This is a genomic window from Dehalobacter sp. MCB1 (genome assembly GCF_003590275.1).
Classification (GTDB): Bacteria; Bacillota; Desulfitobacteriia; order Desulfitobacteriales; family Syntrophobotulaceae; genus Dehalobacter.
The window spans coordinates 67,523-91,070 of the sequence record NZ_LXPC01000010.1; the positions used below are offsets into that span (position 1 = coordinate 67,523).

General features: G+C 43.7%; 21 protein-coding genes. 4 read left to right on the forward strand and 17 right to left on the reverse strand.

Annotated elements, in window-relative coordinates; translation table 11 throughout:
* The first annotated feature begins 47 nt into the window (after positions 1-47).
* From A7K50_RS06655 to A7K50_RS06665, 3 genes are all read left to right on the forward strand, one after another.
* On the forward strand, positions 48-908 hold the full coding sequence (locus tag A7K50_RS06655) for a DegV family protein (RefSeq protein ID WP_119775112.1): 861 nt from the start codon (positions 48-50) through the stop codon (positions 906-908).
* 299 nt (positions 909-1,207) lie between these two features.
* Entirely contained in the window at positions 1,208-1,966 is a 759-nt protein-coding gene (locus A7K50_RS06660; protein WP_119775113.1) for a hypothetical protein, read from the forward strand.
* Between the two features lie 391 nt (positions 1,967-2,357).
* Complete coding sequence (locus A7K50_RS06665; protein ID WP_119775114.1) at positions 2,358-2,693, forward strand: hypothetical protein; 336 nt, start codon at positions 2,358-2,360, stop codon at positions 2,691-2,693.
* On the opposite strand, the gene A7K50_RS14525 is transcribed toward A7K50_RS06665, so the two are convergent.
* The 3 genes from A7K50_RS14525 to A7K50_RS06680 all read right to left on the reverse strand — a co-directional run bounded on the left by A7K50_RS14525 (position 2,655) and on the right by A7K50_RS06680 (position 5,022).
* Positions 2,655-2,879, reverse strand: coding sequence for a transposase (locus A7K50_RS14525; RefSeq protein WP_119775115.1), 225 nt, complete (start codon positions 2,877-2,879; stop codon positions 2,655-2,657). The genes A7K50_RS06665 and A7K50_RS14525 overlap by 39 nt on opposite strands.
* Before the next feature lie 883 nt (positions 2,880-3,762).
* Positions 3,763-4,602 (reverse strand): M23 family metallopeptidase, encoded by an 840-nt coding sequence (locus A7K50_RS06675; RefSeq protein WP_119775116.1) that lies wholly within the window; start codon positions 4,600-4,602, stop codon positions 3,763-3,765.
* 102 nt (positions 4,603-4,704) lie between these two features.
* Entirely contained in the window at positions 4,705-5,022 is a 318-nt protein-coding gene (locus A7K50_RS06680; RefSeq protein ID WP_158582041.1) for a LysM peptidoglycan-binding domain-containing protein, read from the reverse strand.
* Positions 5,023-5,194: 172 nt separating this feature from the next.
* Here A7K50_RS06680 and lexA point away from each other — a divergent pair, with 172 nt between their 5' ends.
* Positions 5,195-5,821, forward strand: coding sequence for a transcriptional repressor LexA (gene lexA / locus A7K50_RS06685; RefSeq protein ID WP_020492519.1), 627 nt, complete (start codon positions 5,195-5,197; stop codon positions 5,819-5,821).
* Between the two features lie 182 nt (positions 5,822-6,003).
* Here the strand turns inward: lexA and A7K50_RS06690 are convergent, their stop codons facing one another.
* The 14 genes from A7K50_RS06690 to miaB all read right to left on the reverse strand — a co-directional run bounded on the left by A7K50_RS06690 (position 6,004) and on the right by miaB (position 23,519).
* Complete coding sequence (locus tag A7K50_RS06690) at positions 6,004-7,098, reverse strand: D-alanine--D-alanine ligase family protein (protein WP_119775118.1); 1,095 nt, start codon at positions 7,096-7,098, stop codon at positions 6,004-6,006.
* A gap of 169 nt (positions 7,099-7,267) precedes the next feature.
* On the reverse strand, positions 7,268-7,801 hold the full coding sequence (lepB, locus tag A7K50_RS06695; RefSeq protein ID WP_119775119.1) for a signal peptidase I: 534 nt from the start codon (positions 7,799-7,801) through the stop codon (positions 7,268-7,270).
* A 41-nt stretch (positions 7,802-7,842) separates the two neighbouring features.
* Positions 7,843-9,117 carry a methionine gamma-lyase family protein gene (locus tag A7K50_RS06700; protein WP_119775120.1) on the reverse strand — a complete coding sequence of 425 codons (1,275 nt, stop codon included), beginning with the start codon at positions 9,115-9,117 and terminating at the stop codon, positions 7,843-7,845.
* A gap of 139 nt (positions 9,118-9,256) precedes the next feature.
* Entirely contained in the window at positions 9,257-10,306 is a 1,050-nt protein-coding gene (gene arsB, locus A7K50_RS06705) for an ACR3 family arsenite efflux transporter (RefSeq protein ID WP_119775121.1), read from the reverse strand.
* An 80-nt stretch (positions 10,307-10,386) separates the two neighbouring features.
* Positions 10,387-11,289, reverse strand: a complete 903-nt coding sequence (locus A7K50_RS06710; protein ID WP_119775122.1) for an AAA family ATPase — start codon at positions 11,287-11,289, stop codon at positions 10,387-10,389.
* Positions 11,290-11,532: 243 nt separating this feature from the next.
* Positions 11,533-11,778 (reverse strand): RNA chaperone Hfq, encoded by a 246-nt coding sequence (gene hfq / locus A7K50_RS06715; RefSeq protein ID WP_119775123.1) that lies wholly within the window; start codon positions 11,776-11,778, stop codon positions 11,533-11,535.
* A 46-nt stretch (positions 11,779-11,824) separates the two neighbouring features.
* Positions 11,825-12,766 carry a tRNA (adenosine(37)-N6)-dimethylallyltransferase MiaA gene (miaA, locus tag A7K50_RS06720; RefSeq protein ID WP_119775124.1) on the reverse strand — a complete coding sequence of 314 codons (942 nt, stop codon included), beginning with the start codon at positions 12,764-12,766 and terminating at the stop codon, positions 11,825-11,827.
* Positions 12,763-13,593 carry a class I SAM-dependent methyltransferase gene (locus A7K50_RS06725; protein ID WP_119775125.1) on the reverse strand — a complete coding sequence of 277 codons (831 nt, stop codon included), beginning with the start codon at positions 13,591-13,593 and terminating at the stop codon, positions 12,763-12,765. Before A7K50_RS06725 ends, miaA begins: the two co-directional genes overlap by 4 nt.
* Positions 13,594-13,686: 93 nt before the next feature.
* The gene (mutL, locus tag A7K50_RS06730) at positions 13,687-15,732 is read right to left on the reverse strand and encodes a DNA mismatch repair endonuclease MutL (protein WP_119775126.1); all 2,046 of its coding nucleotides are present in this window, start codon (positions 15,730-15,732) and stop codon (positions 13,687-13,689) included.
* Positions 15,722-17,053: a histone deacetylase gene (locus A7K50_RS06735; RefSeq protein ID WP_119775127.1), complete on the reverse strand. Its 1,332-nt coding sequence runs from the start codon at positions 17,051-17,053 to the stop codon at positions 15,722-15,724. Before A7K50_RS06735 ends, mutL begins: the two co-directional genes overlap by 11 nt.
* Positions 17,050-18,720 (reverse strand): hydantoinase/oxoprolinase family protein, encoded by a 1,671-nt coding sequence (locus tag A7K50_RS06740; protein ID WP_119775128.1) that lies wholly within the window; start codon positions 18,718-18,720, stop codon positions 17,050-17,052. Before A7K50_RS06740 ends, A7K50_RS06735 begins: the two co-directional genes overlap by 4 nt.
* A 248-nt stretch (positions 18,721-18,968) precedes the next feature.
* Entirely contained in the window at positions 18,969-19,259 is a 291-nt protein-coding gene (locus A7K50_RS06745; RefSeq protein WP_132102130.1) for a hypothetical protein, read from the reverse strand.
* Positions 19,260-19,635: 376 nt separating this feature from the next.
* Positions 19,636-22,188, reverse strand: coding sequence for a DNA mismatch repair protein MutS (gene mutS, locus A7K50_RS06750; protein ID WP_119775130.1), 2,553 nt, complete (start codon positions 22,186-22,188; stop codon positions 19,636-19,638).
* Complete coding sequence (gene miaB, locus A7K50_RS06755) at positions 22,185-23,519, reverse strand: tRNA (N6-isopentenyl adenosine(37)-C2)-methylthiotransferase MiaB (protein WP_119775131.1); 1,335 nt, start codon at positions 23,517-23,519, stop codon at positions 22,185-22,187. Before miaB ends, mutS begins: the two co-directional genes overlap by 4 nt.
* Positions 23,520-23,548: the final 29 nt, after the last annotated feature.

Consider the following 23,548-nt stretch of genomic DNA (forward strand, 5'->3'; position numbering starts at 1 on the left):
AATTGTCGAAATAGAAAATAGGCCAATAAAGAAAGTGAGATTAACAAATGGCTGTACAGGTTTTAACTGATAGCACAAGTTATATAAGTGAGGAAATTAAAGAAGAACTCAATATTAGAACGGTATCTTTAAACCTTTCATTTGGGAGTGACAGTCTACGAGAAGTAGATATTGATAAGGATCTGTTTTATCAAAAAATGGCTTCTTATGGAATTCCGACATCTTCGCAGCCCTCTTTGGGAGAGATATATAATGAAATGCTTACGGTAATAGAGGAGGGAGATAGCCTCTGCTGTATTTTTTTATCTTCAGAAATGAGTGGTACATGTTCAACAGGTCAATTAGCGAAAGAGATGGTATTAGAGAAGCATAAAAATGCTAGGATAGAAATCATTGATTCTAGGTCAAATTGCATGCAGCTAGGGTTAGCGGTCATTATGGCTGCAAGAGAAGCAAAAGCGAATAAGACGTTAGCGGAGGTTAAAGAAGCAGCGTTAGAAAATATCCAAAGGAGTAGGTTTTTATTCATTCCAGATAATCTCAAATACCTCAAGAAAGGCGGCAGGATTGGTGGGGCCAGTGCTTTAATTGGTGATTTATTTGGAATTATTCCGATTCTGACTGTGGAAAACGGCATAACAACAGTTGTGACAAAAGTAAGAACGAAGAAAAAGGCAGTTTTAACTATGATTAATATATTGCTGGACAATATAAGCAAATATGGTTTAGGAGAAATCATTATTCATCATATCGATTGTCTGGATGAAGCAAAGGATCTTGCACAACTGGTTAAAGATAAGTTGAAAGCTAACGTAGATATCATGGCTATCGGACCGGTTATCGGCATGCATGTTGGTCCGGGTAGCATTGGCATTGTTTATTGCACGCAAAAAGCATTAAGAAAATGAAAGGTATGTTACGGAGAATATATCGAGTTGGTTCATTATTACTGAAAGCCCCATATCCCCTTAGCTTGATATTTTACCAAGGGATATGGGGCTTTTATACTTTGTTTTTCAATTGTAAAAGTCATTAAATATTACACGAGTTATCTTTGTCCCAAACATGGAATTTTTACATATTCTATAGTAAACGTAAAGGAGGGATGGTTTAAAACTTGTAAAAGTTACGTTCCAATTATCAAAAGTCTGCAACGGGAAATTCAAGTCAGGTTTAAAGTTCTTTAAAATAAGAAAGGAAGAATTATATGGCAAATCCTTGTGGTTGTGAAGACTCAAACACTAAACAAGCATCCTTAGCAGATATAAGTTCAGATCAAGTTGATCAAGTCGCTCAATGTCCAGTAACTGTTCATGAGACAGTGTGTATTGACGCCGATGTAACGATTACGCCAAGTGTTCAAGTTGGAGATGTTCGTTCTTTCTGTGTTGGTAACCCATTTATTGGATCATGTACCGGGACTCCATCACCAACAAGAACTTGTACTTTCACAGTTGGTCAGAGGATTTGTGTCCAAATTCCTTTAACGTTTAGTGCGACAGCTAGTGCAGTAGAAAGATCAATTATTTGCGGTACACCAATAACAGGGCCATGTGTAGGGACAGCTGGTTGCACTTTTACACGTGGCTTCTTCCTCAATCATCCAGACTTCACTAACGAATTGATCGGGGACGCAGGTGGCTCAATCATTCTAGGAATTGATCAACAGGGCTTTAGCTTTACTGTTACACCACAAAATGCAAGCACAGTTCTGTCAGGAAACACGCCGTTACAACCCGGCCTTCCACCTATTTATGAAAATCTCTATGCTCAGCTCCTTACAGCTGACCTTAACGTGCAAAATGGGGCAACTTGCGACTTTGCAACTACGATAATCGCAGCCGCAAATACCTTCCTAGCAACCTCCTCTCCGGACCAAGTGGTAGCCAGCAATCTAGTAAACGAGCTGACGTTATTCAACGAAGGGTTTGCTCCGGATTGTCCAGGGCATTGTTCCGAAGGGTAAATTTATTTCAGTCAAGGCTTTATTATCTCAAGATTCATTATTGTTAAATTGTTAAAAACAATTAAAAGTAATTTACAAGGGATTGCAACCATAGGTGGTAACCCCTTGTAATTTTATTTTTAAGCAATGGATGTTTTGGCTGGTGATTATAAAGGCAAGGCGATCAACAAAATAGACTATCATCAGCCTCAAGGGAGCAGTTTAACAATAAATAACATATAAACACGAGGGGCAATTTAAATGCCTTGACTTTTTGTTTTTTTCGGGGGGTATTTTAGAGGAAATACAGAAAATGCATGGAAATTATAGAATATTAAGAATTCTAACACATAGTAAGTATTCAATGGAGAGATTGTCTGGACATATTTCTTTTTGAAAGAAGGTGTATCTCATGAAAATGGTACTTTTGCCCGAAACTCGTGCTGGGAAATGGTCAGTAGGATTATTTATTGCTTTTATTGCTTTAGCAGTAGCAGGGGGTATAATTTCTTCAATACAAGGGGACACGATCGAATATCCGAATCCTATTAATAGTCCATTTCTTGGAACGGTCATTTATCTTATGTTTTCAGCAATAATCATTGCTTCTGCCATTGGACTAATAGCTGTCAAAAAACATAATGAACACTCTTTATTGGTCTATCTATCAATACCTCTTGGCATTGTACTTCTTTTTGGTGTTTTAATGTTATTGATTGGCAATATAATAGGACCACCAAGCCAGTAAATATAATTTTTGACGTGAATTCATATTTTTCGAGTAGAACTCATAAAGGATCTTATTGTGAGGACCGCCTGGCAGGTTATTGATTCCGGCTACTGTTGCTTGGTATAAAGCCTTACGTAAATAACTAGAACCACGTTTAGATATCTTGTTCTTACTTGCCACGAAGATGAGCAAACACAGTTTCATAAAGAGGAAAGCATCGATCTAGGACAGATCTGCCAATTTTGAGTTTCAATATACAAATCATGAAAAGGAGATATTATAAAATAAAAATTGTGAAATATATCACATGAGTAAAAAGGGAATTCTTAATAAAAATGTATATGTTCTTTTATAATTATAAAATATTATATTTTGATTGACCTTTAAACGATGAAATAATTAATCTTATTGACTGAGTGTCTAATTAAAAATCCTATAACTCATTTTTCATTTATATAATTGACTGCATCTCAATAAATATGAGGATTAAAATTACTTTAGGTTAATCTAACATAAATTCGTTGTCAAACTATATACTAAAGTCTAAGCTTTGCAATTAAATCAGAATCTTGTTACAAATCGTAACAAAACTAAAATTGCCTCGGAATTGACTAACTCAAATAAGCGTACAAATATTTCAAGGTACGAATACCTTACCCAATATATTTTAACGTCTTACAGGGCAAATATGAGGCTGTTTTTCAGAAGCATCTTTGGACAAATACAATAAGAAAACAGAACAATAATTATAAAGAGTAAAACAGGCCAGCAGACAAGCAGAGACAAATATAAAAAATACAAGAGCTATGAAGAAAATATGCGAGCGACAATATAGAAGTTATATAATTAAGCAAGCCATAAATCAAAAACACTGGAACAGTGCAATCACAATAGATTTATTGCTGAACACAAACTCCAATGAATGACCCCTATTCCTAAATTAATTTTACTTAACATAATATTTATTATCGGACCCAAATAGTTTTTAATAACACTTACACCATTAATAAACCTTTTTTGGTGAATTATAAAAATCTTAAAATACAGGTAGCAATAATCTTAGATTGGCTGTATACCGATCTATCTCCTATCTGTTTAAACGACTGTTAAATTCCCAAACTTTTAACCAAGAGTATGGATTGATCCATTTACCATTCGGCAGTTCAATTCCGAAATGTAAATGGTCAGGTGTTGTGATTGCATCACCTGTATTCCCCATTGTTCCGATTAGTTCTCCTTTGGAAATGCTGTTCCCGACAAGCAATGCCTCATTGACTTTTTCTAGATGGGCATAGTAATAATAGTTTCCGTCCTGGCCTCTTATGCCGACCCTTTCTCCACCAAGCCTGTTCCATCCAATCCTTTCCAATGTACCATTACATACACTGAATATCGGTGTACCTTTTTGATTAAAAATGTCAGTACCTTCATGCTTTCGCTGCCCCCCCTCCCTGTCGGCACCAAAGGTATCTGTATAATGCGAAGGTTCTTGAAGTGGGAACTGATATTCTCCTGGCGTAAAGAATAGATATTGATCAAGTAAATGGCGACAGTATTTTGCTTGTTTGATTGCTTCAATGTTCAATCCGGACCAGTCAAGATTATTGAAGTTAATTCCATTATCTAACTGCTGAACGAGGTGATTTGTTGTTGGATCAATACTCTCCTTATATGACTGGTCATTGTCCGTCATATTCCAAACTTGAATAACAGCCACATAGTCCTTCCATGAATCCAGTCTTACTTCTTGATAATGGATAACAACTTCAGGAGCTAGGAGTGACAGATCGTTATAAGCGTCTGATTTAGATTCATTATAGACGATTGCTCGCGTGATGATGATGGTAGGGATGGTAATCATCACAATAATGATCAATACGACAGCACCACGCCATATTTTCTTTCGGAATTGTTGAATATGTTTCATAGAGCAATAACCTCCATAGTTGTATATATGGAGGTTATATTAAAATATAGACTAAAATATAGAAATATAGAGACATAATTAAAGTTCGTAAGAATTACTTGATTATGACCGAACCGGAATATAGATCACCTGTCCTGGTTCAATATACGTACTGCGTAGGTTATTATAGCGCATAGTTTTATCCACCAGTGCACTGATATCACTACTGTAGTTGGATTCTGCAGCAAGTTCCCACAACGTATCCCCCTGTTGTATTGTGATCGCTTTATATGATGTAGGTTTGGAATTTTCAGCAATTAGGTAATTTACCACCAGAGACATTAAAAGCGCAGCAATAATTATCAGGCACAGCCCCAATACAAATACAATTTTAATTGAATTTCTTCTATAACGCATATAGGATCTAGATACTGCAATCATGATCATCAACCTCCGTTAGATCAAACATATGTTCTCTTATGTTTTGATTATAGTACGAACGGATGTTCGTGTCAAGAAAAATTACGAACATTTGTTTGCTTTTTTCCAATTTTTATGTTACGATCTAGTTAGACCAAATAATGACCTAAAATAAATAATCAGGAGGGATGTCATGACTTCGGATCTATCCTCACGTCAGATGCAGATTTTGGATAATATCAAGAAGGAGATTGCCTTAAAAGGCTATCCCCCTTCGGTCCGTGAAATAGGCGAAGCTGTTGGGCTCACGTCAAGTTCGACTGTGCATAATCATCTGAACATCCTTGAAGAAAAAGGATATATCAGACGGGACCCTACGAAGCCCAGGGCCATCGAAGTCCTCGATTCCTTTAATGAATACAGTACCAGAAAGACCGTTCACGTTCCGGTAGTCGGACATGTTGCCGCTGGTGAGCCGATCCTGGCCATTGAGAACATTGAGGATTCCTTCCCTGTTCCGTATGATATGGTAAAATCAGATACGGTCTTTATGCTGAAGGTTCAGGGTGAAAGCATGATTGATGCAGGTATTTTTGACGATGATTTAATTCTGGTCAGACAACAGCAGAATGCCAACAATGGAGATATTGTTGTTGCTTTAGTCGCAGACGGCCCGGAAGATGGCGCCACAGTCAAGCGTTTTTACAAAGAAAAGAACCAGATCCGGCTCCAGCCGGAAAACCAATATATGGAGCCGATTTATTCCGATCACGTAACCATTCTCGGCAAAGTGATCGGTCTGTTCCGAGATATCCACTGATATAATAGCGGGAAAAAGCAAGGGCGCAGCGGAAATATTTATCTGCTGCGCCCTTGTTGGCGGGTAAGACTTGAAGTATTACCTGTATATCATTTTATATGATCATCTTCATTTCAGATAAGAAGAATTCTGTTTGAGGATCACCTGATTGATTAAGGATAGACTCCCTTTAAGAGATGTGCTCAGGAAAGTCTTCTGTCGGCATCATCCCTGAATTTTTCGAATCCAAGTCTGATCAGTTCATCAAGAAGCAGGCTGTAACTTAAGCCGCTGGCTTCCCACAGTTTTGGGTACATTGAAATTTGTGTAAAGCCGGGCATCGTATTGATTTCATTAATAAAGATTTGCTCGTCTTCAGTAACGAAGAAATCAACTCTGCTTAGCCCCGAAGCGCCGACGGCCTCAAAGGCAGTCACTGCATAGGACTGAAGCTGTTCGATCAATTTCTGGCTCAATATGGCTGGAATGATCAGTTCTGAGCTATTATCTAGGTATTTAGCCTCATAATCATAAAAATCTTTGGCCGGTTTGATTTCACCGGGAATGGAGGCTTTGGCACTTTCATTGCCAAGGACGCTCAGTTCAACTTCCCTCGCCTTCACACCTTTTTCAATCACAATCTTTCGGTCAAATTTTGCTGCGTAGATTAACGCCTCCAACAGTTGCTTATCGTCTTCAGCTTTGGAAATACCAACACTGGAACCAAGATTGGCTGGTTTGATAAAACATGGGAAACCAATGCTGTCTGAGATGCGCTTTACCGCTACTTCGGGTGCAGCATTGATTTCACTTCGAAGCAAAGTAAGGTGCGGCACAATCGGCAGCCCGGCTTCTTTGAAAACAGCCTTCATTCGGTCTTTATCCATTCCGAGAGAAGAACCCAGCACACCCGAACCTACATAGGGGAACCCCGCCATTTCGAAAAGTCCCTGAATCGCACCGTCTTCCCCTTTAGGGCCATGCATGACCGGAAAAATAATATCACATCTGCCCTGATCCGGCAGTTTGCTTCCGTCTATAGCCTGAAAGTAAGGTTTTTGCGGGTTTAAAACGACTGCGACCTGTTTGGCGCCGTCCGTGATATCGGCTTTAGCTTCCTTCCACGCTTCCGGTCTTGCCCCCCAATACCAGCTTCCCTCCTTGGTGATCCCGATGGTCTGAATCTCATACCGGTCAACATGCAGCGCTTTGATGACTGAAGCTGCAGAAATGACTGAAACTTCATGTTCTCCCGATTGACCGCCAAAGATAACAAGCACTTTCGTTTTGTTGTTCATTTTGATTGTACTCCCTTCAAGTCATACCGTGTCTAAATCCCCGGTTATTTTTTACGATAGATTCCAGGTAAAATTACCTTTAATCATTCTTATTCATATGTTTCGTTCCTCACATCTTGTTAAGTAAAAATAGTACCTTGTCAATCTAAAATGATGGATCGACATGGCCCTACAGGATTTGAACACTGCTCAGTGGCCAGTAGCAGAACAGGGCTTTGCCTTCTATGCTCTGAATCGGGACACTGCCGAAGGAACGGGAATCATTCTTGCTCGCCCGATTGTCATTCAACGTAAAAACATGGTCTTCCGGCACAACAACCGTTGAAAATGTATAGGTTTTTGGTGTATTGGCATAAGGCTCGTAAATTGGTTTGTTATTAATATACGTATAACCGTTTTTAATTTCTACTTTCTCGCCTGGTAAGCCGATTACTCGTTTGATGCTTTCTACACCGTTATCTGAATAGAGAATGACATCTCCCCTGTCCAAGGTGTCAATGCTGCGGTGAAAATATTTTTCAACCAGCACCTGGCTGTCCAGCGAAAGCGTTGGCATCATTTCCGCTCCTTTAAGATGGGCAAACCCGATCAGATAAGTTTTTAGCAGCCAGGACAAGGCAAAAACGATCAGGATAATCTCAATGATTTCCTGAAGAAATTGGCTATATGGATTTTTTATCATATTGCGTCTTATTCTTACCATATTGACGATCCCTGCTTCCGGCGCGTTATTGGCTTAGACCGTTATAACAGCTGATTTTGTTCAAGCATTTGTGCAGCTGAAATATTAGCGTTCTTCACATAGATATGAGAAATCGCGCCCTGCATATAGACGGCATAAGGGGCTCTGATCGGACCATCGGCAGAAAATTCGCTCGTGGCTCCCTGAATGAAAGTTCCTCCTGCCATGATTACTTCGTCCGTATAGCCTGGCATCTCCGAAGGCAGCGGCAGAACATGCGAATCGATCGGCGAACCTTTCTGGAGACCCTGGCAAAAGGCCAGCAGTTTTTCTTTGGAATTCAGTTTTATCGCCTGAATAATATCCGTCCGCAGATCTTCCGGACCCGGATGGACTTCAAATCCCAGTCTCGACCAAAAGGCCGAAGAAAAAACGGCGGCTTTGATCGCTTCACTGACCGTCAGCGGGCTGAAGTACAATCCCTGGTACATGAGTCGAAGATTATCGAGGGTTGCTCCCACATCGGCATTGATGCCAGGTGCGGTAAACCTGGCCGCGGCTTTCGTGACCAAATCTTCTCTGCCGGCAATGTAGCCGCCTGTCGGGGCCAGCGTGCCTCCGAGATTCTTGATTAGTGATCCTGCCAGCAGGTCTACCCCCACATGTCCGGGTTCCTGATCCTCAACAAGCTCGCCGTAGCAATTATCGACGAAGATATCGATTTCCGGAAAATGCGTTTTGGCATAGCCAACAAATTCACTGATCTGGGCAATGGAAACAGAGTTTCTCCATTCATAACCCTTGGAACGCTGGATGATAAACAGCTTCGTTTGCGGAGTTACCATCGCAGCCAGTTTTTTCATTTGAATCTGACTATCAGCATCCAAAGGCAGGATATCAAAGGACACACCCCAATCAGCCAGGCTGCCGGAAATGTTGTTTTTAATTCCGATCACCTGCTGAAGCGTATCATACGGCATCCCGGTAACAGAAATAAAATGATCTCCGGGCCGGAGAACACCAAAGAGCGCTGAGGCAATCGCATGGGTACCTGATACAAACTGGTGCCTGATGATAGCTTTTTCGGTGCCCATAATGGATGCAGTGACCATGTCAAGTTTTTCTCTCCCGGAATCGCCTAGTCCGTAGCCGGTTGTTCCGTTCAGATTATAAGCTGAGACTCTGGCATCCTGGAAAGCTTTGAGCACACGTCGATGGTTCTTCTCAATGATTGGATTTATGATACAGGTTTGTTTTGTCAAAGCCTGTTCAGCATAGCACAGCGCGTCTGTAATTTTTGCGGATAAATTCAAATCGGACAAAAAACAATCCTCCATTAAGTAAAGTTCTTCTAAAATACTACATTGGATTGGCTTACTTTTCAATATACGAAAAAAATAACTTGACGATTAAGGCATAGACACATTAGACTTCATTTGGTTAAATCTCTCCTTTATACCTACGTGGCCAACCCTTCTAGTCATAATATTTGCGCTTTAAGGCGAGTGCTGAATTCACCAGGCCAATCATGACCGGCACCTCCACCAATGGTCCAATAACGGCTGTAAAAGCTACGTCGGAGGCGATGCCGAACACCGCTACAGCTACCGCAATCGCCAGTTCAAAGTTATTGCTTGCTGCTGTAAAAGCCAGTGTTACCGTCTGGTCATATTGAAAGCCGCTTTTGTAAGACATAAAGAAGCTGACAAAAAACATAACCGCAAAATAGATCAATAAGGGAATGGCTATTCTTACGACTCCCATTGGATTGGTGACAATCTCCTGCCCTTTGGTCATAAACATAATAATGATTGTATAGAGCAGGGCAATCAGAGCTAACGGTGAAATTTTAGGGATAAATACATTCTCGTACCATTCTCTTGTCTTAACTCGAATCAGTGTAAAACGAGTAATAAAACCCGCTGCAAAAGGAATCCCCAAATAAATCAGAACACTTTTAGCAACATCCCATATCGAAACATCTACGATTTGCCCGCCCCAGGAAAGGCCAAGCCATTTCGGAATTAAAGTAACAAAAAGATAGATATAGACCGAATACAAGAGTATTTGGAATATGGAGTTCAGGGCCACGAGTGCGGCACAATACTCGTTATCACCCTTCGCGAGCGTATTCCAGACAATGACCATGGCAATACATCGGGCTAAACCGATGATGATCAAACCAATAGCATAACCTGGCATATCTCTCAAAAACACGATAGCCAGCACAAACATCAAAACAGGTCCGATAATCCAGTTCTGAAGCAGTGAAAAGCTGAAGACCTTTTTATTTTGTACGACTTTGCCGATCTCTTCATATTTTACCTTGGCCAGCGGAGGGTACATCATTACGATCAGCCCGATGGCAATCGGCCAGGAAATCGTACCCGTGCTGAACTCACCCAACGATACGGCAAGGTTGGGGAACAGATAACCTCCGAAGACACCAATAGCCATTGCAATAAAGATCCAAAGCGTCAAAAATCGGTCTAAAAATAATAATCTTAATTGATTTTCATTTTCCATTTTATTCCTCCGGATTTATGTGGTTATAGGCATATTGTATCTTGTTCTCATTGATATGTAAAAGGGCAAATGTCCCCCGATCAAGAAAGATCCACTTCTTTGATACACATTAAATCCTCCCTGGACAGATTCGCCTGCCTGTAGAGCCTGACGGCCTGCCTGCGAATCGCTTTTTCGACGAAATTGCGCACCATCCGGGCATTACCGGAATAAGGCTGCATGTCATTCATATCCTGCAGGTTTCTTCGGAACACAATTTTTGCCTGCGGAGAAAATGTATATTGCCTGTCTGTCAACATCTGCTCACCAATAGACATCAGTTCATCCAGAGAGTAGTCCGGAAAATCGATATGTAGTGGAAAGCGCGACCGCAAACCGGGGTTTGTCTTTATAAACGCATCCATTTCAACCTTATATCCGGCAAGGATAAGGATAAGATTATCCTTATGGTCTTCCATCGCTTTGACTAAGGCATCAATTGCTTCCTTGCCAAAATCTTTTTCCCCACCCCTTGCCAGGGAATAGGCTTCATCAATAAACAGGATTCCGCCGAGCGCCTTTTTAACCAATTCTCTGGTCTTATTGGCTGTATGTCCGACATACTCCCCGACAAGATCTGCTCTTTCACATTCGATAATATGTCCTTTCGGCAAGACGCCCATTTCCTTAAACAATCTTCCGATCAGCCTTGCCACTGTGGTTTTTCCTGTACCCGGATTCCCGCTGAAAACCGTATGTAAGACTAAAGGCTCGGTATTCAGTTTCTCTTTTTCCCTTCGTTTACAGATTTCTACAAAAGCATACAGCTCATGAATCAGTTTTTTTACTGACTCTAAGCCAATTAAACTATCGAGTTCCGTGATGATTTCTTCAGTCTTTTTGTTACTGCTGCCGGCATAGTCCGGCAACTCAGGCTCTGATGTCAGTGGCTGGGTTTGGAGCACCGGCGGAAGATTTGATCTGAAGGTTATCTTAATGGACACAAAAGAAGCACCCCCTATAAGAACGTCATTATATATATATAACGCAGCGCAAAAAAGGTGAATCATTAATCTGGAAAAAATATAAATAATAAGAAAAATAAACATCGTGCTATGTAGGGTACATAACACGACGTTCTTTTCATTCATTTCTGTTCATTTTTTTCAGTTCTATGTCTCAGTGATATCTATCCGCTATATCTATCAGCTATATGTCCCAGTCCAATGATGGCCCCAGCAGGAAATTTACTCAGTCACTTCCCCGACTAAGGCATTTAAATTGACTTGTCTCATTGGCATTATGGTAGAAATGGCATGTTTATATACCATTTGTTGTTTGCCTTCGTAGTCCAGAACAACCGTAAAATTATCAAAACCTTTGACTAATCCTTTAAGCTGGAATCCATTGACCAAATAGATCGTAACAGGTATGTTATCCTTGCGGATTTGGTTCAAGAAAACATCCTGCAAGTTTATCGGTGATTTATTCATTTATTTCTTACCTCCATCACCATTTTTCTTATTGTCTAATTTTACCTTAGTTTCCATCACTGTGCAAGTCAAGAGAATCGCAAATTTCGTCAAGAATTTGCTGAGCCGAACATTCTGTGACGTCATACCATTTGATTCGAGGATCCCTCCTAAACCAGGTTAATTGTCTTTTGGCAAAGTGTCTGGTATCTCTCTGAAGCAGACGCAGCATTTCTTTTTGGGTGACCAAACCTCTCAAAAAATAAACGACATGACGGTAGCCGATGGTTTGAAGAGATTTTAGCCTTGGTGAATAGCCCTCCTGGAGTAAACGTAAAGTTTCTCCGATTATACCACAATCTACCATTTTCTGGCAACGTTCATTAATTCGTTCATAAATCACATCTCTTGGAGCCGTCAGCCCTAAATAAATGACTGATTCATCCAATTCAGCGTACATTTTTTCCATGTATGACCTTTGTTCAGATAATGGTTTACCGGTTAATTCAAAGATCTCTAGGGCCCTGACGATTCTTGCCGTATCGTTCACATGAAGTTTTTCGGCAGAAGCCCGATCACATTTCGCGAGTCTTTGATGCAGCTCCTTATTGCCATGCTGATTGGTATAAGCCAGCCATTTTTGCTTGATTGGGTCCGATCCTTCTTCTGGAAATTCAAATTCATCTAAAATTGAACGAATGTAAAGTCCCGTTCCACCAACGACAATCGGGATTTTCCCTTTGGCTTGAATATTCTCAATCCACTTTCTGGCCTGAGACTGGAATCCTGCCACTGTAAACGGTTCAGCCGGATCAAGCAGATCGATCAGATGATGCGGCACACCCTTCTGTTCAACCTTCGATGGTTTTGCTGATCCGATATCAAGCTTCCGGTAAACCTGAACGGAATCTCCGGAAATGATTTCTCCGTTCAGCCTGAGTGCCAGTTCGACGCCAAGAGCACTCTTGCCAACTGCTGTCGGTCCGATAATAACGATCAGGGGCTTCATTGGAAACCCTCCCCCACCCTGGCTAAATCAATGATACCAAAATCCACAGGGCTGTATTTATTCTTCTCTTCAACATAAAAACCTAGCCGGGCAAATTCACTGCTGCCTTTTCGCTCTTTCAACACAACCCTTTTTCTGGCCACGCGGCATGCTTCCCAGATTGTGCCTTTGTCCAAAGGATTCGGGTCGGACCATTTCTTCAACGGCCGGATCGAGGAAGATTCTTTAACCGTAACACGGAACATTGGATCAAAATAGACGACATCCACAGATGCATCCGGCAGCCCTTCCAATATCCTGGTATGATCTGCCCAGACCGTTTCAATTCGGGAAGCGGCCCGGCTCAATTCTGTCCAGGCCTGAGTTTTTTCCTGAGACATTTTCTTGGCAGGTTTAAAGTGGTTGACCTGATCTAGACCATCCTGAACCAAAAAATGGATCAGCGGTGAGCTTTCCACAGCAATCACGCTGCCTTTGCCGCCTGCCGCATACGCAGCAATTAGTGTATCCGATGCAAGGCCCATGGTCGCATCAAGAAAAATATCCCCGGCCTCAAGATTTACGGCCTGAAGAAAACGATCCGGCACGCCGCGTAAGATATTGATCATCCTTAACAACGCCATACTTGGATGGAAAAAGAGCCTTTCTCCATCATCTTCAAGACAGAGCTTCTGTTTAACGTAACGAAGCATCGGAAGATCATCAGCTTCTGATAAGGTATCTATCGAAACAATTTTTATTCCGGATTGCATACTGAGTTTTTCAAGCCGCAGTTTAAGTTTTTCATCTGACCGTTTATAGGCGATCACATTATCCGTTTGATCCATTCTATTATCCTATCAATCTATTTTCCTGTCTGCCTCATTGATCTTATTTATTTGATCACTTTAATTGATCATTATTTGGAAATTAAATTCTTTTTATTCCCTCTCAAACTTATGATTGAGTTCTTTCTCAGATATCTGAATGATCGTAGGGCGGCCGTGGGGACAGGAGTAAGGATTATCTGCTCTGCCCAATTTCTGTATGATTTCATCCATTTCCTGAACCATTAGGCGCTCTTTGCCTTTGACAGCCGACCTGCAGGCCAGCATCATGATCCACTCTTCCAGAAGTTTCTCCAAGGATGGAGAAAAAGATGTGTTCAGGATTTCATCAATAAAGGCCTTGAACATCTTCCCCGGTGATTCCAGGTTTTCCAACAGCGGGACCCCTCGCAGAAAGTACGTCCTGTCTCCGAAGTGTTCAAAAATGAAGCCCATTCCGTGCAGTTCGTCAAAATGCGCAAGCAGGATCTGCTCCTCCTGAACTGTAAGCTCTACCGTTTCCGGAATCAAAAGGAGCTGGCTTGCCGCTTCGCTTCGTTTGGCAAGCCGGAGCAGGCTTTCGTATCTGATACGTTCATGGGCTGCGTGCTGGTCTATAATATACAGATTCTTGTCGTCTGCAGCAAGAATATACAGATGAAAGACTTGACCGACAGCCTTCAGTTCCAGGAATTTCGGGACGGTTTCCTTATCCTGATGCGAAGTGTGAGATACTTCAGTCATTTCGTCCGGGAAGATCTTTGAAATACTGTCGGTGATGCGCTCAAGATCGCGGTTCGTAGCAATCCCCGGATTACGATCAGAAATTGTATCAGAAATACGCTCTGGAACCTGATTAGGTGCACTTTCTAGTATACCCCCGGATAATCTGTCAGAAATGTAGTCTGTCTGGTCTGACTGTGGTTCAGACAGTTGTTCTTTAAGGTATGGGTAATGATGTTCTTTTATCTTCTCTACATCTCTGAAAGACTGAGCTTTTGGGATGACTGGTATATCAGGATCGCACACCGGAGAGCTTTGATCTGACCTATTCGGTTCCAGCGGTCGGTATAATATCTTGAGTTGTTCCCAGTGAGATGGACTGGATTCAGCCGGAGTGGATTCCGATGTCCTTGTTTTTCCCGTAAAGGAATATTTCCGCATTGGAAAACTGTCCAGAAGGTTTTTCCGGATAACCTCCGCAATCTTTCTGCTTAAGTTTTTTTCTTCTTTAAATTTGATTTCCAGTTTGGCGGGATGGACATTCACGTCATAATCCGAAGGAGGCAGGTTCAGCGAAATAACGCATACCGGATAGGTATTGGCGGGAATCAGCGTATGATAACCGTCTTTAATGGCCTGATTCATTAACTGGGAACGGATCACCCTGCCGTTAACAAAAAAGGTAAGACCGCTGCGTGACGACCTGACATGCTCCGGCATGCTGACATAACCGAAAATCTCAAGGCTTTCATCCTGGTAGGATATCGGCAGCATTTTACGGGCAGCATCATTGCCACTGACGGCTGCTATGGCCTCGAGAAGACTGCCGTTTCCAGGCGTATGCAGTAAGATACTATTCGGGTGACGCAGGGAAAAAGCAACATCAGGTCTAGCTAAGGAAAGCCTGCCAACCATGTCGGAAATCCAGCCAAACTCCGTAACGGCTGAACGCAGGAACTTGTGTCTGGCCGGTGTATTATAAAACAAGTCTTTGACAGTTACGACTGTACCCGACGGGCATCCGATTTCCGTCATGGAAAGAAACGTGCCGCCCTCAACTTTTAATTCCTGTCCTGCAACATCATCCGGTGTCCGCGTCATAATACTCAATTTGGATACCGAAGCGATGCTCGGCAGTGCTTCTCCGCGAAAGCCTAATGTTCTGAGGTCATCGAGGTCTGTAATTGCCGATATTTTACTGGTAGCATGCGGAAGAACTGCTAGACGCAAATCTTCAGCTAGAATTCCAGCGCCGTCGTCTTTCACTCTGATTAGCGCCGTACCTCCGCCCTCTACACTGATATCTATTTTTCGGGCACCGGCATCCAGGGCATTTTCGACCAGTTCTTTGACTACGGAAAGAGGCCTTTCCACAACCTCGCCGGCTGCAATCTGGTTAATGCAATGCTCATCAAGGAGCTTAATTCTAGCCGCCAAATGGATTCACTTCCCTGCCGTCTGTCCATAAATGGACTTGATTTCTTAGTTGATTTTGCAGTAAAACAGTTTTTTCTGATTTCTGAAAAGTTTCTGCCAGGTCGTATCCAGCTTGTTCGCAATCGGGACATGCTTCAAACGGAATTCTGACAAGTACCGCTTTCTGAAAAACCGACGGTTTTTGGGATATCATCAGCACCGTCCCCCCGCAATGACTGCATTTGCGGATGTATTCCCTGCGGTTCTCTTTAAATCCGTCCGTATCATAATAAATACTTTTCTCGGAATATACCCAGTCACCTGCCGGCAAAAACGGTTCTTTACGGAAAGCCCAGGAAGGCCGGACAGCCTCATTCGTTCTTTTCAGATCGGTCAGAAAAGAGCGGATCGTATCACCGCCAATTTCAGTATTCTGAGGCTTCTGCGACTCCACCACCCCGGAATAATCTTCTCCGGCCAGCGCCAGGAAAATAGCCATGTTGATATAAGGCAGTGCGCCTTCAATCGCGTATCCGCCTTCCAGTACTGCAAGATCAGGCTTGATCATTTCAGTGATTTTGCCATAACCTCTGGCCGTCACATTCATCGAAGCCAACGGATCCGTGAAATGGTTGTCCTGTCCGGCGGAATTGATGATCAGATCCGGTTTAAAGACTTCCACTGCAGGCATAATCCAGTTTTCCAGCGCATAGAGAAAACCTTCATCGCCGACTCCCGGCAGAAGCGGGATATTCAGCACGGATCCCCAGGCATTCGGCCCGCCTTTTTCTTCCGTAAATCCGGTTCCGGGAAATATGGTTCTGCCGTCCTGATGGATCGATATATATAAAACATTCGGATCATGATAAAAAATATCCTGCGTCCCGTCACCGTGATGAACATCCGTGTCAATGACGGCAATTTTTTTGATGCCGTATTTGGCTCGGAGGACATTAATTAGAATAGCCTCATTATTTAGGGTGCAAAATCCTCTGTTTCCCCAAACTGTCGCTCCAGAATGATGGCCTGGCGGGCGTACCAGCGCAAAGCCGTTCGTGATTTCTTTTTTCATCAGCGCGTTGCCCAGAACCAGCGAACTGCCAACAGCTATCAGATGGGCATCGAGATTATGCTGTTGGAAATCCGGAAAAATCGCCTGGGTTCGTAAAACATCAAAGAGATCCGCCACCCCGGGAGAGTATTGTCTGACCTGGGGAAGATCCATGATCCCTTCTTCAAAGATCTGTTCCTGGGTGTAAAGCAAGCGTTCTTCCCGTTCAGGATGGAATTCCCCAAGAGACCAGTCAAAAGCCGGAAAAAAGATAATTCCTGTCTTGTTCATGACTGTATCCTCCCAATGACTCCCGGCGGAACATGCATCGCACCTTTGACAATCTGACCAACCGTATGATAATTCTCAACCAGCGGGAAATAATCAAAGATCTCTTTCTCCAAGTCGTCTGTTTCTATTCCAAGACCGGCTGCCTGTTTTTGCGCTAATTCTTTTAAAAAATTTTCTACTTCCCGATGGGGTTTTTTTGGTCCGGTCCAAATACCTTGCTCCCCGGTTTCCTCTATCCTGTAAATGGAGAACTTCGTATCCAGGTGGAGCGTCCAGGAAAAGGTTGGTTTAGCCATCGCTGCTCCGATCGCATTGGAGACTTCCGAGAATTTAGTCAAAACCGTTCTCATCTTCATCCTGTTCTCGAGTGCTGCCTCAAGCCCCGGTGCTCCTCCTCCGCTGAGTTGGATATAGAATTTAAAATCATCATGATGATGGAGGACTTCCCAGACCTTATAGGCCGGCTCGGTTTTCCATTCTTCTAGCAGCTGCTGAATGGCCCGGGCAATTTTTTCAACCATTTTCTCAACGATGATTTCTGCTGTCCGGCGCAGATCAGATGCTGTTCTTTGGTTCTCGGGCAGGAGCATGCCAAGTGCTTCTTCAGCCCGCTGCAGATCACCGTAATCCGTCAGATTCAGGTAGCGCAGCGCATCCGTAGGTGTCGGGCTGATTCCTCCTATGCAGTAGGCAGGACCTAAGCGGTAGTCGGCCAGCATAATCTCTCCCTGATCCAGACAGACAGCTGAATCCCCTCCAATAGAGGCTGAACGTACAGCCAGGGAACGGACATTTGTCAGGAAGGGTCCGATCTGCGCACCGTGGGTGCTGATTAACGGAGATCCGGATAGTACGAGCCCTATATCGGTCGTGGTTCCGCCGATATCAACAACGACATAGGATTCCTCCGGATTGCTCTGGGCGAGCGTTCCAAGTACACTTGCCGCTGGTCCGGAGTAAATCGACTCAACCGGTCTGATCTTTGCCAGCGGCAAGACCCCACCATCCGCCTTTAGTACCCGAATCGGCGCCCGGCATCCCCTTGCCTCAACCGCCATTTTCAACTGATAAGCAAAGTTCTGAAACAATTCTGTTGCGGCCAGGTTGAGATAGGTCGTCAGCGTTCTACGGTAGAAATTGGATTTTCCGGACTGGTTTCCCAGAGCTGTCGTAATTCCGGGTACCTCTCTATGCAAATAGGCTGCCAGCTGCTCCTCAAAGACATTGTTGCGATGGGAGAATTTGCTGACAATGGCCGTAAGCGGCTTAACGGATTGTTGATTCAATTTTTCAGCAAGCGTCTGCCACTCTGATTGATCCGCTGGCACAACGACCCTTCCCCGATAATCCAAAACACCGGTTAAGACACTGTAGTCCACCGGCCAAGGCAATGAGGAGAGCTTCATCCCGGTCCCCGGGAAAAGGATCAGTTCAACCTCAGGAAGGTGTTTTTGCATAATCGCATTTGTTACAAGCGTCGTACTGACGGTAATGGTTTCGATGTTCTTAGCCTTGGAAATTTGGAGATAATCCAGGGCGCTGATAAGTGTATTCAGAATGTCATCCTGATTGGTCGGAATTTTACCCTTACGCTCGATCACGCCATTCGTGATCATGACAGCATCGGTAAACGTTCCGCCCACATCGATGCCAATAAGGCTGGCCATGTTATCTCCTCCTTTTTTTAAATGTAGTTTGTTCATATCAAATTAAATCATTGTTTGGGTCATGTTTGTGTAAGCAGTTTTGTTATTGCTCAAATCATTTTTGTATGGGGTTGGTCTGCGCAATCAGTAACGTTTTCGGCTATTGCGCCCTCCGTGGCGCAAAAAGCCGCGCTCCGCATCGTGCTCCGCTAACACTATTACTGATTACGCAGACAATATTATTATCAAGTTACGTATCATTTTAAGCTTTATATGCCAGGATCAAGTCCTGCTTGTAAGCACATATACCATATTTTCTGTCTTCCTTCTTCTCCAACCCAACGCCTCACTTCATGTGGAATATGAGAAAGCAACTGAGCTGCGGTAAGTAATAAATCTTCTTTAGAGTACAGGCTTCCATCTAAATAGATTGGATATCGAGAGTCTTCAGCATGAATTAAAAACTCCCATAATGTTGTTGCAGGGCCATTATGCCCAATAGTTATCTCTCCTCTACCTTGCAAAAATCTAAATTTTGGTGATTCGTAACCAGGAATCACTCCTAAGGTTGGAGCAAAATTAGCAAGAACCTTGGTTAACTTTGATACCAGTTCAGGTAATCCAATAAAGGTTTATAGGAGCATACCATATTCTAAAACCTCTAGCCTTCAAAGCTCCGACTAATCGAGACACATTTTGGCAAGTAAAACTACCCGAACAGCCTTATGATCAGTCTGGGTGCCACAGTTCCGCGACAAGCGGAGCATGGAGTGCGCAGCGCGGCTTTTTGCGCCACGGAGGGCGCAATAGCCGAAAGCGGTATTGTGGCACCCAGACTGGCCACATACAAAGGTTTTTCGTTTTCGAAAAGACCACAACATAAGAATGCAGAAAGGCCTCATTAAGATATCACACAATAACACACAAGAAATGCCATTAAATAATCTTCGTCGCCTTAACACGGCTAATAAGATCATACAAGTAGTCCATCGCCTGACGCGGCGCAAGATTGTCCAGATCGAGTTCTTCAAGCTCCTTGAATATCGGATGCGTGATCTGGTTATCGAACAGTGACGGCTGCAGCATATTGGCATCAACAGCTTTTACTATCTTGCGCTGGGTCGGGGAATTTTCGAGTTCACCGAGAATGATGGCCGCCCTTTTTAAGAGATGAGGCGGAAGGCCGGCAATCTTCGCCACATGAAGGCCATAACTCCGGTCAGCTTTGCCGGGAAGTATTTTATGCAGGAAAATAACGTCGTCCCCTTGTTCCCTAACAGCTACATGCAGATTAAAAACTTCAGGATAACGTTCTTCCAATTCGGTTAGCTCGTGGTAATGCGTCGCAAATAACGTTTTGGCTTTAATGTCAGGGTTTTCAACCAGGTACTCGGCAATGGCCCAGGCTAGACTGAGACCGTCAAACGTGGCTGTTCCCCTGCCGACTTCGTCCAGAATGATCAGACTGTCCGCCGTGGCATTTTTGAGGATATGGGCAACTTCGTTCATTTCGACCATAAATGTGCTTTGCCCTGCCGCCAGATTATCGGCGGCTCCTACCCGGGTAAAAATACAGTCGGCAATCGAAATGGCGGCCTTCTGGGCAGGCACGAAGCTACCGATCTGGGCCATTAAAACGATCAGGGCTACCTGGCGCATATAGGTCGATTTCCCGGCCATATTGGGGCCGGTAATCAGAGCAAGGTGCTTATTACGGGTAAGATAAGTATCATTCGGAACAAACGTATCACAGATTCTTTCCACAACCGGATGCCGTCCCTCAACAATATGAATGATCCCATCGGAGCGTATTTCCGGTTTGACATAGTTGTTCTGAATGGCTGTTCCGGCCAACGAGACAAAAACATCGATTTCAGCCAGCGACTGGGCAGCGTTAATGATCAGCAGCGAACAAGCCAGAACCTTGTCCCGAAGTATAGAAAACAGCTGATATTCGAGATCACTGAGTTTGTCCTGCGCAGTCAGAACGCGCTGCTCGTATTCCTTTAATTCCGGGGTGATGAATCGCTCGGCATTAACCAGCGTCTGTTTTCGCTGATAATCATCCGGAATCAAATGAGCATTCGCATTGGTAATTTCGATAAAGTACCCAAAGTTCTTATTGAAGCCGATCTTCAACGAACGGATTTTGGTACGTTCTCTTTCCTGGTTTTCGAGGCGGGCAATCCATTCTTTGCCGCCGGAAGATATCGCCCTTAAACTGTCAATTTCTGCTGAATAGCCGTTCTGAATAATATTCCCGTCCTTCGGAGAGTATGGTGCTTCAGGATTTATGGCCGCAAGCAGTTCCTGTGCAAGGTCATCAAGTCCTGCCAAGGACGGCAGGTATTTAGCCAATTTTTGAGAACCGTTGTCAGTGATGCAATCCCTGACCTTAGGCAGGCAGGATAACGTGCTGCCCAACGCCAGCAGATCCCGGGGACTTGCTTTGCCTAGGGACAGTTTTCCAAGCAGTCTTTCCAGGTCATACACTGTTGTCAAAGCTTTTTGTATATCTTGGCGTAAAAAAGTATTCAGCGTTAACTCTTCGACGGAAGCCAGTCGTTCATTAATGCTTTCAGGATCGCGTAAGGGTTGCTGCACCCAGTTTCTGAGCAGTCTGGCTCCAAAGGCCGTTTTGGTTAAATTCAAGGTAGAAAATAAAGTCCCTTTCTCATCGCTGGTTCGCAGTGATTCGACAAGTTCAAGATTCCTTCTGGTCCATTTATCGAGAACCATTGTCGTGCTGCTTTGGCTCACCGAAATGCGCAGAATATGTTCCTGTCCCGAGTTAGGAATATTTTGACTGATATACTGCCAGAGTCCGGCGGCAGCTTTGCAGGCAACCGGCATTTGCTGCAAAAGCTCTGCCTGCTTCTTAAATCTTTCACTAAGTTCAGCCGTCCTCTGGAACAAATTTTTTTCGATCGCTGTCAGATAATAATCCGTAAATAGTTTGGGCAGCATCGCAATGTCCTTGGACAGGATAAGTTCGGAAGGTGCAATACGGTTTAATTCCGCCTGCAGTATCTGAATGGAAGGCGTCTCCATGATCCGAAAATCACCGGTTGTGATGTCGAGATAAGCGAGCGCCCACGTTTTCTCCTTATATACACACGCCAGAAAGTTATTCTTTGTTTCCGAGCTGATACTGTCCAGCGTACCCGGCGTCACAATCCGGACAATGTCTCTTTTGACAATTCCTTTACTGGCTTGAGGATCTTCCATTTGTTCACAAATGGCAACTTTAAATCCGGCAGTGACCAATTTCAGAAGATAACCATCCACGGCATGATGCGGAACTCCGCACATGGGTATTTTCTGGCCCTTGCCTGCGTCTCGCGCCGTTAGCACGATTTCCAGAACCGGAGCAGCGGTCTCGGCATCCTGGCCAAACATTTCATAAAAATCGCCAAGCCTGAAAAACAGGATTGTATCCGGTACCCTGTTCTTTATCTCTTGATATTGCTGCAGCATGGGTGTATTCATGGCTCACTTAGCTCCCCAAAAAGCGTCCAGGAATTTGCAGATCTGATTATAACCGAAACGAGCGAACCAACCAAGTCCTCCCTGCCTTCAAATACAACGATCTCATTTCCTCTGGTACGGCCTGTTAAATATTTAGGATCCGACTTACTGGGTCCTTCCACTAGAATTCCATAGCGGTTGCCAATCATTTTCTGGCGCCAGTTCAGACTCTGAGAATTTTGAAGCGACATCAGTCTCTGCAGACGGTTTTTCTTGATATCGAGCGGAACCTGATCCGGAAGCAACGCCCCCGCCGTCCCGGATCGTTTGGAAAACATAAAGGTAAAAGCCTGGTTGAAAGGCATTGTATTGACAAGATCAAGCGTCAGTTCGAAATCTTCTTCCGTTTCTCCGGGAAACCCAACAATAATATCGGTTGTCAATCGGGCCTCGGGTACAATTTCCAGAATACGCGCAATTCTTTCCAGGTAATATTCCCTGGTATACCCTCTGTTCATTGCCGTCAGCACTTGATTGCTTCCGGCTTGGAACGGCAGATGGAAGTGCTCACAGATATGCTCACCGCGGGCTACCGTCTCAATCAACTTATCACTGAAATCTTTCGGATGAGAGGTCATAAACCGGATTCGGTAAAGCCCTTCAATTTGATCAATTTCAGTCAGTAAATCGGAAAAATCATACGCAAAACCGTCTTTTTTCCCGTAGGAATTGACATTCTGACCGAGCAAGGTCACATCACGGCAGCCATTCTCGACAAGTGCCCTGATTTCGTCCAGAATGACGTCCATCGGCCGGCTGCGTTCTCTTCCCCTGACATAAGGAACAATGCAATAGGCACAATAATTGTCACAGCCATACATAATGTTGACATTGGTCCGAAGCTTTCCTTTTTCAGCCAAAGGAACAACCTCAGTAGTTTCACAGGCCGCCTCGGAAACAAGCGAGGCTCTTCCGCCCCGATCCGCTGTTTTCAGCAAACCTTCAAATTGATGATGATCAAAGGTCCCTGTCCAGATATCGACATGAGGGGCTCTTTTTTGGAGTTTTTCCAGCAGGCCGGGCTGTTGAATCATGCATCCGGCAACCGCAATCTTGAGCTGCGGTTTTTTTTCTTTCAGTTTTTTCAATTGACCGATTTTGCCAATAATTTTATTTTCGGCGCTTTCTCTGACACAGCAGGTATTAATGATAACCAAATCGGCCTGTTCAGGGTTCTTTGTACGCTCGTACCCGTTTTTTTCCGAAATGGCCGTCAAGGTCTCGGCATCCCGCTCGGACATTTGACAGCCATACGAAATCGTACACACTTTCTTATTCATTTTGTTCGACATGTATTCAATCAATCCTCTGCTTGAAAGCT

Coding starts and splice junctions, on each gene's coding strand:
- A7K50_RS14525 (WP_119775115.1), bottom strand. CDS start 2,879: ATGAAACTGTGTTTGCTCATCTTCGTGGCAAGTAAGAACAAGATATCT.
- mutS (WP_119775130.1), bottom strand. CDS start 22,188: ATGAATACACCCATGCTGCAGCAATATCAAGAGATAAAGAACAGGGTA.
- A7K50_RS06680 (WP_158582041.1), bottom strand. CDS start 5,022: ATGATTGCAGTATCTAGATCCTATATGCGTTATAGAAGAAATTCAATT.
- A7K50_RS06735 (WP_119775127.1), bottom strand. CDS start 17,053: ATGAACAAGACAGGAATTATCTTTTTTCCGGCTTTTGACTGGTCTCTT.
- A7K50_RS06660 (WP_119775113.1), top strand. CDS start 1,208: ATGGCAAATCCTTGTGGTTGTGAAGACTCAAACACTAAACAAGCATCC.
- A7K50_RS06675 (WP_119775116.1), bottom strand. CDS start 4,602: ATGAAACATATTCAACAATTCCGAAAGAAAATATGGCGTGGTGCTGTC.
- lexA (WP_020492519.1), top strand. CDS start 5,195: ATGACTTCGGATCTATCCTCACGTCAGATGCAGATTTTGGATAATATC.
- A7K50_RS06740 (WP_119775128.1), bottom strand. CDS start 18,720: ATGGCCAGCCTTATTGGCATCGATGTGGGCGGAACGTTTACCGATGCT.
- A7K50_RS06725 (WP_119775125.1), bottom strand. CDS start 13,593: ATGGATCAAACGGATAATGTGATCGCCTATAAACGGTCAGATGAAAAA.
- lepB (WP_119775119.1), bottom strand. CDS start 7,801: ATGGTAAGAATAAGACGCAATATGATAAAAAATCCATATAGCCAATTT.
- A7K50_RS06690 (WP_119775118.1), bottom strand. CDS start 7,098: ATGAACAACAAAACGAAAGTGCTTGTTATCTTTGGCGGTCAATCGGGA.
- miaA (WP_119775124.1), bottom strand. CDS start 12,766: ATGAAGCCCCTGATCGTTATTATCGGACCGACAGCAGTTGGCAAGAGT.
- A7K50_RS06655 (WP_119775112.1), top strand. CDS start 48: ATGGCTGTACAGGTTTTAACTGATAGCACAAGTTATATAAGTGAGGAA.
- A7K50_RS06700 (WP_119775120.1), bottom strand. CDS start 9,117: ATGGAGGATTGTTTTTTGTCCGATTTGAATTTATCCGCAAAAATTACA.
- A7K50_RS06665 (WP_119775114.1), top strand. CDS start 2,358: ATGAAAATGGTACTTTTGCCCGAAACTCGTGCTGGGAAATGGTCAGTA.
- hfq (WP_119775123.1), bottom strand. CDS start 11,778: ATGAATAAATCACCGATAAACTTGCAGGATGTTTTCTTGAACCAAATC.
- arsB (WP_119775121.1), bottom strand. CDS start 10,306: ATGGAAAATGAAAATCAATTAAGATTATTATTTTTAGACCGATTTTTG.
- miaB (WP_119775131.1), bottom strand. CDS start 23,519: ATGTCGAACAAAATGAATAAGAAAGTGTGTACGATTTCGTATGGCTGT.